Below are 16,673 nucleotides of genomic sequence, written 5' to 3' on the forward strand. Positions count from 1 at the left end.
GCGTCACTCCGCGAAAGTCAGAAGAAGATTGAGGTGGCGATCGACCCGCGCCTGCACTCCGGCGGGAATGGCAAGGGTGGTGTCTTCCTGAACGACCACGGCAGGCCCTTGGAAGCTACTGCCAGGCACAAGAGTCTGCCGGTCGTGGAGGTCTACGGTCTCGACGCCCAGGCCTGTATAGACCGGAAGCCGGCGCGCCGGACCGGCGGAGACGTCGATCTCGTCGATCTCTGGAAAGGAGAGCGCCGGACCCGCGCCGACGGCGGACAGCCTGATATTCACAAGCTCGATCTCGCCATCCGGGTCGTGGAAATCGTAGAGCCGCTCATGGGTGCGGTGAAAGGCCTGCTCGATGGCCTCTGCGTCACTCTCCTCGAGCCATTCCGGCGAAAGGACGACCTCGATCTCATAGCTCTGACCGAGATAGCGCATATCGCAGGAGAAATTGAGCTCAGCGGCCGCGTCATGCCCCTGCGCCGCGAGCCAGTCGCGGCCCTCGCTTGCGAGCGCCTCGAAAGCCGCGCGGATAATTGGGAGCGACGCGGCCGACAGCGGCGAGAAAATGGTGCGAATGAAATCTCCGCGCAGATCCGCCACCAGTCCGCCCAGTGCCGACACCACGCCGGGGCGTCGTGGCGCCATGACGCGCTTCATGCCGAGTTCGCGGGCAAGGAAAGCGCCGAGCATGGGGCCGCCGCCGCCAAAGGGCATCAGCGTGAAATCGCGCAAGTCGACGCCGGCGCGCGATGCGAGTTTCTCGACCTCGACGAACATCTCCGACACCGCGATGTCGAGGATCGCCTGCGCGGTCTGCTCGACCGGGCGGCCGAGTCGCCTCGCAAGCTCGCCGACCGCGCGATGCGCCAGCCCAGAATCGATGCTGAGTTGTCCATAGGCCATCTCGCTGTGGCCGAGCCATCCGCACACCACCATGGCATCCGTCACGGTCGCCCGCTCGCCGCCGCGGCCGTAGCATGCCGGTCCCGGCGTCGAGCCGGCCGACTCCGGCCCGACGCGAAGCACACCCTGTGCGTCGACACTGGCGATCGAGCCGCCGCCGACGCCGATCGAACTCACCGACACGGAAGGGATATGGAGCGGAAATTCGCCGATCAACTCTCCGGTGCCGAACTGCGGCTCACCGTCGATGATGAGCGCGAAGTCGGCCGAGGTTCCGCCGATGTCGAGGGTAAGTATCCTGTCCTCGCCGGCCTGACGCGCCAGCCACGCAGCGCCGATGACCCCTGAAGCCGTACCCGAAAGCAGCATGTTGACGCAGGCCTGCTTGCCTTCGGCAGCGTTCATCAGCCCACCGTTCGACTTCGTCAGCATGGGACGGGCCGGCACGCCGCGGCTCTTCAACCGCTCTTCCAGCGCCGTCAGGTAGCCCGAAACACGCGGATGGACATAGCCGTTGAGGATGGCGGTGGAGCTGCGCTCGTATTCGCGAATGACCGGCCAGACCTCGGCCGAGGTGAAGACGAAGAGGTCGGGTGCGAGGCGCGCAATAGCAGACTTAACCGAGGCCTCCTGCGCGGCGTTGCGCCAGGAATGAAGGAAGGCCACGATGATACCTTGCGCCCCGTTCGCCTTCGCCGCCACCACCGCTCTTTCAACGGCTGCCACATCAGGTGCCTTGGTCTCGCTGCCATCGGCGCGCATGCGGGCCGGAATGCCGAAGACCATGTCGCGAGGGATCAGCGGGTCCGGCCGAGAGCAGAACAGCGAATACATGTCCGGCATTCGAAGCCGTGCGAGCTCGATCACGTCCTCGAAGCCGGCATTGGTGAACAGCGCGAGCGGCGCGCCCTTGCGTTGGATGATCGTGTTGATGCCGACCGTGGTGCCGTGCACGAAGCGCGTCATATGGGTGGGATCAAAGCCCTCGCGCTCGGCCAGAAGGCCAAGACCGGTCATCAGCTCGGCGCCCGGATCCTCCGGCGTCGTCAGCACCTTCAGCGAGGCGACGCGTCCGGAGTTTACTTCAAGCGCGCAGAAATCGATAAAGGTCCCGCCGATGTCGACGCCGACCTTCCAGTCGGCCTCGTTCCCTGCCCCGTTCGCCGTGATGGCGCCATCCATGATGCGTTCCTTCCTGTCTGACGACCAAAGCTGGCACGACCGGATGGTGCCGGTCCAAGATGGATGAGGAGCAAGGATATAAGTCGTGCTTATGCTTTGGCTCGATGCTCGCCGAGGACGGCGGAACAGGCCGCGCGAATTTCGTCGCGCATCATCTCATCGGCCCGAGAAAGGGCTCGGGCGCGTGAGGTGAGAAGCGCGATCGGGAATTCCGGCCCGGCCGCGAGCGGCCTGACCGCAAGCCCGGCAAACTGATGCCACGGCAGCAGTGCATCGACCAAGGCGATGCCCAGACCGGCCTGGACGAAGCCGACCGCGGAGATGGATGCGTCGATCTCGAGCGACGGCGAAAGCGCCACGCCTTGCGCCTGGGCCGCGTGGGCCAGTTCATCGGCAGGGCGGGTGTTGCCGCGATAGGATATCAACTCTTCCCCGACGAGGTCGGCGAGCGTCAGCTCGGTTTTCGTTTGCAGCGCGTGCCTGGCGGGCAGCAGGCATACGAAGCCGAGTCTGCCGACCACCTCCGCCTCGATATCCGGAGGCAGCCGGTCGTCCATCGCCACGCCGAGGCTGGCATCGCCCGCACGCAGCATGTCGACGATTGCCGAGATGGGCGCGCTATGGGCACGCAGCATTATGTTGGGATGCTGCGTCCGGAATTTGGTGAACGCACGCGGCAATATCGCCATTGCCGGCGGCGGCGACGCCGCGACGCGCACCAGCCCTGCCCGACCCAGGCGCAGGTCGGTTGTCTTGCGGCGCAAGCCCTCAAGCCCCGCCGATAACCTCTCGGCATCGGGGAAGATCTCTAACGCCTCCGGGGTTGGTCGCAGCCGGCCCTTGACCCGCTCGAACAGGGTGAAACCGAGTTCGTCCTCGGCGTGGAGCAGGATCTGGCTGAGCGCAGGCTGGGAGATGTTCAGCATCCGCGCCGCGGCCGTCACGGTACCCGCGCGCATCACGGCGGTGAACACTTCGAGCTGCCGGGCCCGCATGGCTACTCCATAGGTAAAACTTATGGCTTCTGTCCAAACCCATCTTTGACGCAATAGCGCGGCGCGGACAAGATCGGCTGGGATTGATTGCTAGAGGGCGCTATGGATGTAGTCGTGCTGGGCGGCGGACTGATGGGGACGGCTTCGGCCTATTTCCTCGCCCGGCGCGGCGCACGCGTGACGCTGATCGAGCGGAGCCGGATCGGAACCGGGGCAACGGTCGCCTCCTTCGGCAACATCCGGCGCACAGGGCGTCATCTGTCCCAGCTTCCATTGGCCCATCGCTCGCTCAGGCTTTGGGGCGAGGCCGAGAAAATGCTTGGCCGCGACGTCGAATTCCGCGCCACCGGCCACACCCGGCTGATCTTCGATGAAGATGGTCTCGCCGACATGCGAACCTACGCCCAGACGGCGCGGCCCTGGGGACTTGAGCTGGAAGAACTCAGCCCGCGCGAGATTCACACACGCTTTCCCGGCCTCGGTCCCGATGCGATCGCGGCGTCGTTCTCGCCGCGTGATGGCAGCGGCAATCCGCGGCTGATTGCACCCGCCTTTGCCGAGGCCGCGCACCAGTTGGGCGCCCAACTTGTCGAAGAAGCGGAGGTCGAGACGATCAAGCACACGGCTTCCGGGTTTCTCGTTGTCAGTTCAAAGGGAAAATTCGCCGCCGAGTGTTTGCTCAACACTGCCGGAGCTTGGGGTGCACGCATCGCCGCACAGTTCGGCGAACAGGTTCCGCTCGACGCGCGTGGCCCACAAATGGGCGTGACCGAACCACTGCCGCACCGGATCCTGCCGGTGGTCGGAATCTGGACGCGTGACAAGAACCATGGCGCCTATCTGCGTCAGGTCGAGCGAGGCAACATAGTCTTCGGCGGCGCCGCCGAAAGAGTGTCGGTGGATATCGACCCAGGCCATGCGGCCGCCGACCCCATGCGCCTGCCCATGCAATTGCGTGCCGTCGTGCGGCTGCTGCCTGCAATCGCGCAGGCCACCGTCATCCGCACCTGGTCAGGCTGCGAGGGCTATGTCAGGGACATGCTGCCGGTCATGGGATGCTCGGCGACGACGCCGGGCCTGTTCCATGCCTTCGGCTTCAGCGGTCATGGCTTCCAGCTCGGCCCGGGCGTGGGAGACGCCATGGCCGAACTCATCATGACCGACCGATGCGAAACGCCGCTCGATGATTTCAGGGTCGATCGCTTCGGCCGCGCCGTCTGAAAGAGCAACTGTCGACATCCGCGCAACGGCGGCCCTCCGTACAAGTGCTCATGAGCAAGCATCTGAAGAAGAAGATGTTCGACCACGAGGCCGCAATGGCAGTCCACGCGGACCAAGGATTCTAAAGCGGCAAGCGCTCCAGCGCTGCTACCGCAGTCATGACCCCTCGCAGCTCGGCAAGACCCTTGAGGCGGCCGATCATCGGATAGCCGGGATGGGTCGGCTTGCCGACATCGTCGAGCAGCTCGTGACCGTGATCGGGTCGCATCGGGATGCGCCAGTCGCGCCGCCCTTCTTCGAGCCGCCGCTTTTGCTCGCGCAGCAATATCGTAATCAGGGCCACCATGTCGGTGTCGCCTCCCAAATGCTCGGCCTCCATGAAGGAGCCGTCCGGTTCGTTGGCGACATTGCGCAAATGGGCAAAATGGATGCGTTCGGCAAAGCGCGCCGCGATCGCGGGCACGTCGTTGTCCGGTCCCGCCCCCAGCGAACCGGAGCATAGCGTGAGACCATTCGAGCGCGACGGCACCGCATCAAGCGTGAAGGCGATGTCCTCGGCGTTGGACACGATGCGCGGCAGGCCGAACAACGGACGCGGCGGATCATCGGGGTGTACGCACATATTGATGCCGAGCTCCTCGGCGGTGGGGATGACGGCGGCAAGAAAGCGCACGAAGTTCTGCTGCAGTTCCGCCTTTGCCATGCCGTGGTAGCGAGCGAGCACGGCCTTCAGCCCCGGCACGTCATAGCGCTCGTAGGCGCCCGGCAGGCCGGCCATGATGTTGGCCAGCAGGCGCGCGCGGTCGCCTTCCGAAGAGGCGCCGAACCATGCTCTGGCCCGAGCCATGATTTCGGGCGTGTGCTCCTCTTCGGCACCGCGACGTTCGAGAATGAAGCAGTCGAAGGCAGCATATTCGTGCGCGTTGAAACGCAGCGCCGTACCGCCTCCCGGCAGCGGCGCGGCCAACTCGGTGCGGGTCCAGTCGAGCACCGGCATGAAATTGTAGCAAACGGTGGTGATGCCGCAACGGGCCAGGTTTCTGAGCGATTGCCGATAGTTGGCGAAGAGCGGCTCCAGATCGCCATCTCCGGATTTGATGGTCTCGTGAACCGGAAGGCTCTCCACGACGCGCCACTCCAGCCCGAGCTCCGTATCGGCAATCAGGCGCTTGCGCTTTTCGATCTCATCAACGCTCCACGCCACACCATAGGGGATGTGGTGCAGCGCCGTGACGATGCCTGTCGCTCCGGCTTGCCTGATATGGGAGAGCCGGACGGCGTCGTCCGGGCCGAACCAGCGGAAGGTCTGTTCCATCGCCTTGCGATCCTTGCGTATTTTCAATGGGAGGGAAGTTGCGGCCCGCAGCGGTCAGTCGTCGGCCTGGATCAGATCGGGCCGGCTGGCCGCCAGGCCGTGCGTGATCTTCAGCACCTCCGACAGATGCTCACGCATGCGGGCCTCCGCCGCCGCGATATCGCCATCGAGCACGGCCTTGAAGATCGCCTCGTGCTGGGCGATCAGTGTGTCGACCGGCGTGATCGCCGGCAGGCTGAGGAAGCGCAGACGGTCGAACTGCGCCTTTTCCCGCTCGATGACTCCCCAGACGCTGCTCTGGCCGATGCCGTCGGCCAGAGCAGCGTGAAAGTCGTCGTCGGCTTCGGTGAAGCGTGCCGCGTCACCGCCGGCGTCGCGCTGGCGGGCAAGCGCGGCACGCAGATTCCGCGCGGTTTCCTCGCTGATGCCGCTGGCAGCGGCACTCCGCGCCACGGCGACCTCCAGCGCCTCACGCACGAAGCGGGCACGCTCCACGGCCTTGAGCGAGATGCGGCGCACGAAGCTGCCGCGTTGCGGCAGCACCTCGATCATCTCTTCCTCGACCAGGCGGATCAGCGCCTCGCGCACCGGCGTGCGGCTGGTGCCGAAGCGCATGGCCAGTTCGTTCTCCGACAGCCGCTCGCCTGGGGTCAGGCGCAGCGAGACGATGTCTCGTCGCAGCGCGGCATGGATCTCGCGCACCGAAGCCGGCATGGTGCGAAAACCCGACGGGCTGGTCGGTCGGATCGCCGGTAGGCCCTTGGTCACGTCCATTCTCCTATTCAAAAAACAAGCTCGGCAGCCAGAGCGATATGGCCGGTATGTAGGATACCAGCATCAGAACGATAATATTGCAGATCAGGAAGGGCACGATGGCCTTGCTGACCTGGGCAAGCGAAACCTTGCCGATGTTGGCGGCAACGAACAGGCATACGCCGACCGGCGGCGTGGTCAGGCCGATCATCAAATTCAGGATGCAGAAGATCGCGAAATGGATCGGATCGATGCCTACCTGCGTGGCGACCGCCAGAAGCGGCGGAAACAGGATGATGAGAGCGGCTATCGTTTCCATGAAGGTGCCGACGATCAGCAGCAGGATGTTGATGAACAGGATGATGAGATACTTGTTCGTCGTCACCGCCAGCATCGCTGCCGCGATCGCCTGCGGAATCTGCTCGCTGGTCATGATCCAGCCGAAGACGTTGGCAAGCCCGACCAGCAGGATAAGCGCGCCCGAGCCGATGGCGCTTTCCAGGAGGATGCCCGGCAGGTCTTTCAGGCGGAACCCCTTATAGACGAAGAGGCCTATAGCGAAGGCGTACAGCGAGGCGACGATCGACGCCTCGGTGGGCGTGAACACGCCGCCCACGATGCCGACGAGGATGATGAGCGTCATAAGGATCGCCCAGATCGCTGCACGGCTGGAACGCAGCAACACACGGAAGCCGACCCATTCGCCCTTGGGGTAGCCGCGCTGGCGCGACAGGATATAGACAGTGATCAGCATGCCGAGGCCGAGCAGCAAGCCGGGGATCGCGCCGGCCACGAACATCTTGCCTACCGACAGGCCGGTGAGCGTTCCGGCGATGATCATCGGAACGCTTGGCGGAATGATCGGACCGACTGTGGAAGCAGCGGCGGTAAGAGCCGAAGCAAAGGGGGCGTCATATCCGGCCTTCTTCATCGCCGGGATCATGACGGCGCCGATCGAGGCGGTCTCCGCGACAGCCGTGCCGGATATCCCGGCGAAGATCATCGAACCGGTGACGTTGGCCAGGCCGAGGCCTCCGCGGATGTGGCCGACAAGCGCATTGCCGAAACGCACGATCTGGTCGGTGATACCGCCGCCGTTCATCAGGTTGCCGGCCAGCACGAAGCCGGGGATGCACAACAGCACGAAGCTGTCCATGCCTGAATACATGAACTGTGCCACGACCGTCAGGTCGATGTCGGCAAGGTAGAGATAAATGGCCGACGCAACACCAAGCGCGATCGCAACCGGCACACCGAGGATGAGGCAGATGGCGAAGCTGCCGAAAAGGGCCGCGACCAGCATCAGATCAGCTCCTCGTGACGCATTGGCTGTCCGAAGCCGAACAGCCGGGCCAGGGAGAAGATGGCAAGCGCAACCGGAATTATCAGCACGGTGACGTAAACGATGAGCATCGGCGCGTCGAGGGATCGTGCGCGCTCGCCGATGCTTCCCGAGACATAGGCGTAGGCACCGGGAATGACGGCGAGGCTGAACAGCATCGTGATGACATCTGCCACCCGCTCGACCTGGCGCCGGGCGCGGGCTGGCAGGGATGCCGTGAAGAGGTCGACATTGACCAGGTCGCCACGCAGGACGGCGAGGCCGCACGAAAAGGCGACCATGTGCAGCAACGCGAAACGCGCCACCTCCTCGGTCCAGGCCGGTGACGGGAAGCCCGGCAGACGGCCGAGCACCTGTATGGTCACGACGGCGATGAGAACGGCGAAAGCAATGATGGTTCCGGCTTTGCAGATCGCCTTCAGGCCAGCCAGCAGCATACCGACGGTTCGTTTCATGGGCTCCTCCCAGACGAGCGCCGGGTCGTTATCGCGGTCCGGCGTTCATGGTCCTTGTGGGGTCGACAAAAGTGGAGAAGCCGCCCAACGGGCGGTTTCCCGACTCGCCTATTTCGTGGCGAGAATGTCCTCGTAAAGCGGCTTCAGGTCGGCGCCGAGCGAGGCGGTGACCGCATCCTTGCCCCTGGTGGCGAACGCCTGCTTGTCCACATCGATGAACTCCATGCCTTTGGCCTTCAGTTCGTCGGCGATGCGAGCCTCGTCGGCCAGGAACAGCTTGCGCTCGAATTCCTGCGCCACGGCGGCCGCTTCCCGGATGGCTTTCTGCTGCTCATCTGGCAGCTTGCCGAGTTTCCGGCTGCCGCCGACGAGGTAGATCCAGCTCAGCACGTGGTCGGTCTTGTTCAGATATTTCTGCACCTCGAAGAAACTCGCCGACTGGATCAGGGCGAGCGGGTTCTCCTGCGCGTCGACGACATGGCTCTGCAGCGAGGTGAAGACCTCGGAGAAGGCCATCGGCGTCGGTTTGGCGCCGAGCGCCTGCCAGAACGAGACGAACAACGGCACATTCGGCACGCGCAGTTTGAGGCCGGCGAGTTCATCGGGCGTGCGGATCGCCTTGTTGGCGGTCAGTTCGCGCGGACCGCGCGCAAACCAGGCCAGCGGAACGAGCTTGGTCTTGTCCTCGATCTCGGCGGCGATCTTCTGGCCGACGGAGCCCCCGATCACGGCCTTCATGTGGTCGAGATCGCGGATGGCGTAAGGCACGGCGAGCAAGGCTGCGAGCGGTGCCCAGTTCTGCAGTGACTCGCCGGTGATCGTGAAATCGACGGTGCCGAGTTGGATGCCTTTGATGAGGTCGGTTTCCTTGCCTAGCTGCTCGTTCGGAAAGACCTTGATCTCGATCTCGCCATTGGTGCGATTGGCGACCTCCTCGGCGAACTTCAGGGAGGCCTTGTGCCAGCTGTTCTGTTCATTCGCGAGGTGGCCAAGCTTCAATACGGTCTTGGCTCGGGCGCGACCAACGATGGTGATGCTGGCGCCAGCACCGAGAGCGGTGGCCAGCACGCCGCGACGTGAAATCTTGGTATCGAACACAGTTTCTTCCTCCTTCAGTTGTTATGCATCAGTCAAAGGCGAGATGAACCTTGACGACCTGTCCCGGTTCGCTCTCGATCAGCGAAAACGCAGCCTTCGCCTCGGCGGCGGCAAAGGTGTGGGTAATCATGGCGGCCGGACGCAACCTCCCTTGCTCCAGCCACCTGATGACTTGCGGCAAGAGTCTACGGCTGAGCCGTGACCCGTGCAGCGACAGCTCCTTCCTGACGATCTCCTGCTGACTGACGTTGCACGGCGCGGGTGAAAAGCCGAGCAGGCCGATACGGCCGGCGGGACTTGCCAGCCCGCAGGCCTCGGCCAGGAGCGCCGGTACGCCTGCACCGTCGATGACCACTGACGGCCCGAGGCCTTCGTTCTCGTCAGCGACGGCGAGTGGCACAGACTCTCTGGTGGAATGGATGACGCGGTCGGCACCGAAGGCTTCTGCGCGCCGCAGGCGATTGGCGTCGAGATCAGCCACAATCACCCGTGCGCCATGGAGCTTCGCCACCTGAAGGACCGTGAGGCCCACGGTGCCAGCACCGTAGACGAGCACCACATCGTCTGCCGAGCAGCCAGTTCGCGAAAGGACGTTCGCCGCGATCGAAAACGGCTCGGCGAGCGCGGCTACCTCGACCGGCAGTGTGGGTGGCAGTTTCACCGCATTAGCAGCGGGCACGACAACCCGATCGCGGAAGCCGCCGTCCCGATGAACGCCCAGCACCTCCAGATTGGCGCAGACATTGGACCGGCCGACGCGACAGGCATAGCAATGGCCGCAGGAAACTACTGGATCGACGACGACGCGATCGCCCGGCGCCAATCCCGTCGCCTGCGGCCCGACAACCTCGACGACACCTGCAAATTCATGGCCGATGATGCGCGGATATTTTGCAAAGGGATTGGTGCCGTGGAGAATGTGGATATCTGAGCCGCAGATACCTGCGCGCTGCACGCGCACCATCACGTCGTCCGCTCCCAGCGCGCGCGGCTCGTTCTCCATCAGGACCAGGGTGCCCGGCCTTTCGACGGCGACGGCAACCATGCTTCCTCCCAACTTCCATACTAGTGTGCATCACTAGTATGGAAGTTTCTTCGGTCTGTCAATTAATGCATCGGACACCAACGCCTTCAGGTCTTCATTCGCATCGGAGACGACGAGCTTCACGCTCCTGAGGCCGCGCCGCGTCAGCTTGCGAAGCAATTGGCTGATTGACACGGGCACATGTCACAGCTCATCCGGCCCTTCCGATATCGGCACCGAGACCTTCAGGTGAAAGGAGACCGGTATTCCTTTGTTCAAGCGGATTGCCGGGCGATAATTTGGAAGCCAATGTCCTTGACCCGTCCAGCAGGCGGTTCGCCGTCAAAGCGCGCCAGGATCGCCTTTGCGGCAGTGAGCCCGAGCTCCGTTCGGTCGACCCGGACGGTGGTAAGCGGCGGCACGACATGGGCCGCGAAATCCTGATCCCCGAAGCCGATGACGGCGATCTCGTCGGGCACCCGCAGGCCGCGGACGTTGGCCTCGATAAGAACCCCGTGAGCGAGCAGATCGGAGCTGCAAAAAATGGCTCCACCCTTGAAATTCTGCTCGTCTACGAGAATTCGGAGAGCCTCGCGACCGCGTGCAAGGCTAGCGCCTCCCACGAAATTAATCTGCGTAACGTCGATGCCCGCGCGGCGGCCGATCTCCTTTACGAAAGCGTCCTTGCGCCTGAGCGCGCGTTCGTCGCCAGCGGAAACCGTCGCAGCGTTCTTGTAGCCGGCCTCCAATACGAATTCCGCCACTGCGCGGCCCGTCTCGACATGCGAAAAGCCGACGCAGAGATCGATCGGTGTCTCGGTCATGTCCCACAATTCCACTACCGGAATTCCGGCCGCCATCAGCATGCGGCGCGCCTCCAGCATATGGTGGATGCCGGTCAGGAGCATCGCGTCTGGCCGGCGGGAAAGAAGCGTCACGATCGCTCTTTCCTCTTCCTTCGGGTCGAAGCCCGTTTCGGACAGAAGGATCTGGTAGCCGTGCCCGGCGATGCCCTCACTGAAGGCCTGGATCATTGAGGAATAGACGATATTCGTGATGGAAGGCACCAGCGCCCCAATGAGGCGGCTACGGCGAGAGGCTAGCGCGCCGGCTATCGCATTCGGTACGAACCCGGTCATTTCGATGGCGTTGCGGATCTTCTCGAACGTTGCCGGAGAGACCTTCGACGGGTCGCTCAGCGCCCGCGAAACGGTGACCTGAGAAACACCGGCCAGGCGGCCGACCGTTGCCATGGTAACGGGACGGCTGGAGCCTTCTTTCGCCCGCTCGACGTTTCCGCCGTCGTACCTGTCTCGCCGGCCCGACCCGGTCTTGCTCATGCCATTTCCGTTTCCCGCCGCGATCAAGCTTGCTCAAGAACAGCTTCACTTGTCTTGTGCTGTTTGCTGCGCCTTGCAAGAATGATTGATACCCAAATGGACCCGGCGATCAAGAACCACATCAGAACGGTAATCCAGCTCTTGGTGAAAAAGATCGTCAGGTCGCCGAACGATTCGAGGCTCTTCACGAAATAGATCTCGGCTGAAGGCCCGAGGATGAAGCCGATGATGAAAGGGGCGATCTCGATGCCAATCTTCAGCGCGAACCAACCGAAGACACCGAAGATCAGAAGCGTCCACACATCGAACATCACGCCGTAATTGGTGGTGTAGGCGCCGACCATGCACATCATCACGATGAGTGGAAAGAGAATGTGCTTCGGCACGGTGACGATCAGCGCCAGATAGCGAATGGCGAGATACATCATGGCGAACATCGCGAGATTGGCGATCAGCATCGCCACGATTATCGCGTCCCAGGATCCGGAATTGTTGCCGATGAAAAGCGGCCCCACCTGCACACCTTGAAGAGTGAAGGCGCCGATGAGTAGCGCCGTCGTCGAGTCGCCGGGAATGCCGAGCGAGAGCAGCGGGATCAGAGCGCCGCCGGTCAGCCCGTTGTTGCCGGATTCGGAGGCGATGACGCCTGCGGGCTCTCCCTTGCCGAAGCGTTCGGGATTTCGCGAGAAAGTCTTGGCGTTCGAATAGGCGAGGATCGAGGCCGCCGATCCGCCGACGCCGGGCAGGATGCCAACAAAGGTGCCGATGCCCGAGGAGCGAATCAGGTTCCATATCTGACCTCGGAACAGCGAAAACGAAAAAGTCGAATGCTTGCCGAGCTTGAGGTCGCCGATGTCCTGTCCTTCGGGAACGCCTTGTTGTGCTTCTTCAAGGACGGCCGCGATACCGAACAGGCCGATCAGGACGGGCAGCAGGGAAAAGCCGTTGTCCAGCCAGTATTCGAGACCCGGCGGCACCAACCGGATTTCGCCATTGCCGCCGTTCGATGTGGCGTAGGTGCCGATGAGGCTGATGAAGATGCCGAGAAAGCCGGAAAAAACACCCATCAGCATGTCGCTGCTGAGCGCGCCCATCACGGTGAGCGCGAAAAGAATGATCAGGAACTTCTCGACATAGGAGAAGCGGATCGCGAAGTCGGCGAGCGCCGGAGCGAACAGATAGAGGATGAGCAGGCTGAAGAGGCCGCCGAAAAGGGAGGAAATGATGCCGATGCGCAATGCTTTCTCCCCCTCTCCTTTCCGCGCCATCGGATAGCCGTCGAGCGTCGTGGTGATCGAGGAGGGAGTACCCGGTATGCCGATCAGGATGGCCGGCACCAGCCCGCCAGATATGCCGCCGACATAGAGACCGAGCAGCAGGGCGAGGCCGTTCGTGAGTCCCAGAGAATAAGTGAGCGGGAGGCAGACCGCGACCGCCATCGTTGCTGTCAGCCCCGGAATGGCCCCGAAGACGATGCCCACGAAGGTTCCGCCAACGATGAGCGACAGGAAAAGCGGGGTGACGAAATCGAAAAGTTCCATGGAGTTCAGGCCCGCGGACGGATTGATCAGGGAAGCGACAGGAAGAAGACGTCGTTGAACAGCCACCACGTCAGCACGGGCGCAATGGCGGCCATGATGACAACCGGCAAGACCGTTCTGAGGTTGCGCTGGTGCATGAAGAGCAGCGACGTCAACAAAACGAAGGGAATGGAGCAAGCCAGGAACCCGAAGCCGGTGTTCGGCATCAGTTCGCCGACGGGTTCGAGGAGCGCGAAATAGATGAAGCACAGCCCGATCGCGCCGAAGAACCGCATCTTGTCCATCTGTGAGACGATGCTGCGCCAATAGGCGCCCGATCCGGCAATGGAACGGCGCCGGGTGACGACGATCGCAAGGCCGAGGATCGCAAGGATCGCGCCGATCACTCCCGGGAAGACGAGGTGCGACGTTTCGAAGTTGATGGTGACGTGGGTAAGGCTGCTCATGCCGTCTCCTGTGCAAGAAGGAAAAGGGCCGGTTTCACCCGGCCCCGCCGTCACTTGCCGGAAATCTTCGCAATGATCCCGTTGTAGGCTGCGTTCTTCTCTTCGAGATGCGCGGCCGCTTCCTTCGAGGGCTTGAAATTCGGAATGAAGAAGGCCTGCTTCTGGCGTTCCTGGATCTTGCCTTCGGCGAAGACATCCTTGAGCGCCGCGTCGATCGCATCGACCATGCCCTGATCCATGTCCTTGTTGTAGAGGAAGAAGAATTCCTTGTCGAAGGTGAAGTCCTTCTTGCCGTCTTCAGTCACGCTCGTCTTCGGGCTGGTGTATTTCAACATATCGTCTCGAGTCGTCTTGCCCATGCCCGTTTCCGGGGCTTGCTCGATCGTTTCCGGCCGCGCCGTGATCCAGACAAAGCGCATCGCCTTCTGGTCCGATTCCGGCAATTGCGTGAACTGCTCGTTGGCCTGGATCGAGCCGTTGATGACGTCGGCAAGATCGTCGAACATCGCCTGGTTCTTGTCGGACTGGCTGCCCGTCTTCACCGAGACGATGTTGGCCTCCGAACCGGGCGACAGGATGCTTGCGGCATTCTTCATCGCGGAAAAGCCGATTTCGGAAACCCCGCCGGGCTCGATCGCCACGCGGATCTTGGTGCCAGCGGCGGCGGCCTTGAAGATGTCGTCCATCGATTTGTAGGGCGAATCCTTGGCCACCAGATAGGCATTGCCCGGATTGATCGCGACCGTCGGGCCGATCTTGTACTTCGTGAAGATGTCGTCGAAGCCGTGCACGCCGTAGAGGTGTGAGAGATAGGCAGAATCGTGGAAGATCATGATCGTCGTCCCGCGCCCGTCGCGTTCCAGCGCCTTGAACGCCTCATTGGCGCCGACTGCATCCACCTTCATGTTCACGCCAAGCTTTTGGGACAGCGCGTCGGCGACGATGGCGGAGTTCTGGTAGGTGTCGCCACCGGTCGATGACGAGCCGATCACCATCCGGATATTGTGCGGCAAATCCCGAGCGGCCGCAGCCAACGGCTGCGTGAGAAACATTGCCGCGCCGACGACCACAATCATTCTACGGGTAATTTTCATCTTTCCTCCCATACCCGGCCCACTGGCGGGGTTCCTCATTTCATGGCATGCACAAGCCCGCAGTGAATGCGCATACATTATCTTGTTCGGTTCATTTGCGCCTGTCAACTCTCATAGTCTTCGTTGCGGATAACCAAATCTGGATGGGCCGGCTGCGGTTGACACGAAATGATGAAAGCGCATACATAATTGCTGTTTCAAGGAATAGTCGATGGTCCCAGGAAAAAAGAGCCCGGAAACGCTTCGCAGCGCACGCTGGTTCGCACCGGATGACCTGCGCAGTTTCGGACATCGGTCCCGTATGATGCAGATGGGGCTCGCGCCGGAGGACTGGGCGGGCAAACCGATCATCGGCATCCTGAACACATGGTCCGAGATGAACCCCTGTCACCTGCATTTCCGTGACAGGGCCGAGGACGTGAAAAAAGGCATCGCGCAGGCAGGCGGTCTCGGTGTCGAAATTCCGACGATTTCGATCGACGAGAGCTTCACCAAGCCGACATCCATGCTCTACCGCAACATGATTGCCATGGAGACGGAAGAGACGATCCGGTCCCATCCGCTCGATGGCGTGGTGCTGATGGGCGGTTGCGACAAGTCGACCCCGGGTCTGACCATGGGCGCGATCACCGCCGGCATCCCCTTCATTTATCTCCCCGCGGGTCCGATGCTGCGGGGCAACTATGCCGGCAGGGCGCTGGGCTCCGGTTCGGACGCCTGGAAGTACTGGGACGAGCGGCGGGCGGGCAATATTTCCGACGACGAATGGTTGGGTGTGGAAGGCGGCATCGCCCGCTCCTATGGTCACTGCATGACCATGGGAACAGCCTCGACCATGACCGCGATTGCGGAGGCCATGGGCCTCTGCCTGCCTGGTGCATCTTCCATTCCCGCCCCCGATGCCAACCACAAGCGCATGAGTGCGGCCTGCGGGCGCCGGATCGTCGACATGGTCTGGGAAGACTTGACCCCGGACAAAATCGTGACCGAAGCCGCCGTCCGCAACGCTGCCATCGTCGCCATGGCAACGGGCTGCTCCACCAATGCGGTCGTGCACCTTTTGGCGATGGCGCGGCGGGCCGGCGTGAAGCTGAGCCTCGACGACCTCGACGCTCTCGGACGGATAACGCCGCTGATCGCCAACATCCGGCCTTCGGGCAAGGACTACCTGATGGAGGATTTCTATTTCGCCGGCGGCTTGAGGGCGCTGATGAATGAGCTCGGAGACCGGCTGGACAGAAGCAGCATCACCTGCACCGGACGACCGCTCGGCGAAACGCTGGCAGGCGCGGAGGTCTACAACGATGACGTCATCCGCCCGCTTTCCAATCCGGTTTATTACGAAGGTTCGTTAGCCGTGCTCAGGGGCAACCTCTGTCCCGACGGCGCCGTGATGAAGCCGGCTGCCTGCGATCCGCGTTTTCATGTGCATGAAGGCCCGGCGCTCGTTTTCGACAGCTACCCGGAAATGAAGGCGGCCATCGACGACGAAGATCTCGACGTAACGCCGGACCATGTGCTGGTGCTGCGCAATGCAGGCCCACAGGGGGGCCCCGGCTTTCCCGAGTGGGGCATGCTGCCGATCCCCAAGGCGCTGGTCAAGAAGGGCCACCGCGACATGCTGCGCATTTCGGATGCCCGTATGTCCGGCACGTCCTACGGCGCCTGCATCCTGCATGTCGCCCCGGAATCCTTCATTGGCGGACCGCTGGCGCTCCTGAAGAGCGGCGATATCGTCCGGCTGGACCTGCCGAACCGCCGTCTGGACATGCTTGTCGGTGAAGAGGAGCTTGCCGCCCGCAGGGCTGCCTGGATACCGCCGGAACCGCGTTTCGAGCGCGGTTGGGGCTACATGTTCCAGCGCCATGTCGCCCAGGCGAACGAGGGCTGCGATTTCGACTTCCTGACCCGCGATTTCGGCCAGCCGGCCGGCGAGCCTGACATTTTCTGAACCGACGAGGAAAAGC

14 protein-coding genes are annotated in these 16,673 nt (G+C 62.7%); 2 read left to right on the forward strand and 12 right to left on the reverse strand.

Annotated features, from left to right (window positions below; all coding sequences use genetic code 11):
• Window positions 1-3: 3 nt before the first annotated feature.
• The gene (locus FJW08_RS01090; RefSeq protein ID WP_140808218.1) at window positions 4-2,082 is read right to left on the reverse strand and encodes a hydantoinase/oxoprolinase family protein; all 2,079 of its coding nucleotides are present in this window, start codon (window positions 2,080-2,082) and stop codon (window positions 4-6) included.
• 89 nt (window positions 2,083-2,171) lie between these two features.
• A complete protein-coding gene (locus tag FJW08_RS01095; RefSeq protein WP_140808220.1) occupies window positions 2,172-3,077 on the reverse strand; it encodes a LysR family transcriptional regulator in 906 nt (301 codons plus the stop codon).
• A gap of 102 nt (window positions 3,078-3,179) precedes the next feature.
• On the opposite strand from FJW08_RS01095, the gene FJW08_RS01100 reads away from it, so the two are divergent.
• Window positions 3,180-4,298 carry an FAD-binding oxidoreductase gene (locus FJW08_RS01100; RefSeq protein WP_140808222.1) on the forward strand — a complete coding sequence of 373 codons (1,119 nt, stop codon included), beginning with the start codon at window positions 3,180-3,182 and terminating at the stop codon, window positions 4,296-4,298.
• 121 nt (window positions 4,299-4,419) lie between these two features.
• Here the strand turns inward: FJW08_RS01100 and uxuA are convergent, their stop codons facing one another.
• From uxuA to FJW08_RS01155, 10 genes are all read right to left on the reverse strand, one after another.
• Window positions 4,420-5,613: a mannonate dehydratase gene (uxuA, locus tag FJW08_RS01105; protein WP_140808224.1), complete on the reverse strand. Its 1,194-nt coding sequence runs from the start codon at window positions 5,611-5,613 to the stop codon at window positions 4,420-4,422.
• A gap of 54 nt (window positions 5,614-5,667) precedes the next feature.
• A complete protein-coding gene (locus FJW08_RS01110; RefSeq protein WP_224589927.1) occupies window positions 5,668-6,381 on the reverse strand; it encodes a GntR family transcriptional regulator in 714 nt (237 codons plus the stop codon).
• 10 nt (window positions 6,382-6,391) lie between these two features.
• Window positions 6,392-7,669, reverse strand: a complete 1,278-nt coding sequence (locus FJW08_RS01115) for a TRAP transporter large permease (protein ID WP_140808226.1) — start codon at window positions 7,667-7,669, stop codon at window positions 6,392-6,394.
• Window positions 7,669-8,163 carry a TRAP transporter small permease subunit gene (locus FJW08_RS01120; RefSeq protein ID WP_140756907.1) on the reverse strand — a complete coding sequence of 165 codons (495 nt, stop codon included), beginning with the start codon at window positions 8,161-8,163 and terminating at the stop codon, window positions 7,669-7,671. Before FJW08_RS01120 ends, FJW08_RS01115 begins: the two co-directional genes overlap by 1 nt.
• Before the next feature lie 108 nt (window positions 8,164-8,271).
• Window positions 8,272-9,261: a TRAP transporter substrate-binding protein gene (locus FJW08_RS01125; protein ID WP_246682135.1), complete on the reverse strand. Its 990-nt coding sequence runs from the start codon at window positions 9,259-9,261 to the stop codon at window positions 8,272-8,274.
• Between the two features lie 28 nt (window positions 9,262-9,289).
• Complete coding sequence (locus tag FJW08_RS01130; RefSeq protein ID WP_140808228.1) at window positions 9,290-10,306, reverse strand: Zn-dependent oxidoreductase; 1,017 nt, start codon at window positions 10,304-10,306, stop codon at window positions 9,290-9,292.
• Window positions 10,307-10,560: 254 nt separating this feature from the next.
• Window positions 10,561-11,625: a LacI family DNA-binding transcriptional regulator gene (locus FJW08_RS01140; protein ID WP_224589930.1), complete on the reverse strand. Its 1,065-nt coding sequence runs from the start codon at window positions 11,623-11,625 to the stop codon at window positions 10,561-10,563.
• A gap of 23 nt (window positions 11,626-11,648) precedes the next feature.
• Entirely contained in the window at window positions 11,649-13,166 is a 1,518-nt protein-coding gene (locus FJW08_RS01145) for a tripartite tricarboxylate transporter permease (RefSeq protein WP_140808230.1), read from the reverse strand.
• Between the two features lie 26 nt (window positions 13,167-13,192).
• Window positions 13,193-13,612: a tripartite tricarboxylate transporter TctB family protein gene (locus tag FJW08_RS01150; RefSeq protein WP_140808232.1), complete on the reverse strand. Its 420-nt coding sequence runs from the start codon at window positions 13,610-13,612 to the stop codon at window positions 13,193-13,195.
• Window positions 13,613-13,662: 50 nt separating this feature from the next.
• The gene (locus FJW08_RS01155; protein WP_140808234.1) at window positions 13,663-14,706 is read right to left on the reverse strand and encodes an ABC transporter substrate-binding protein; all 1,044 of its coding nucleotides are present in this window, start codon (window positions 14,704-14,706) and stop codon (window positions 13,663-13,665) included.
• 211 nt (window positions 14,707-14,917) lie between these two features.
• Between FJW08_RS01155 and araD the strand changes: the two genes are divergently transcribed.
• Window positions 14,918-16,657: an L-arabinonate dehydratase gene (gene araD / locus FJW08_RS01160; RefSeq protein WP_140756897.1), complete on the forward strand. Its 1,740-nt coding sequence runs from the start codon at window positions 14,918-14,920 to the stop codon at window positions 16,655-16,657.
• Window positions 16,658-16,673: the final 16 nt, after the last annotated feature.

The organism is Mesorhizobium sp. B3-2-1, from assembly GCF_006439515.1.
GTDB lineage: Bacteria > Pseudomonadota > Alphaproteobacteria > Rhizobiales > Rhizobiaceae > Mesorhizobium.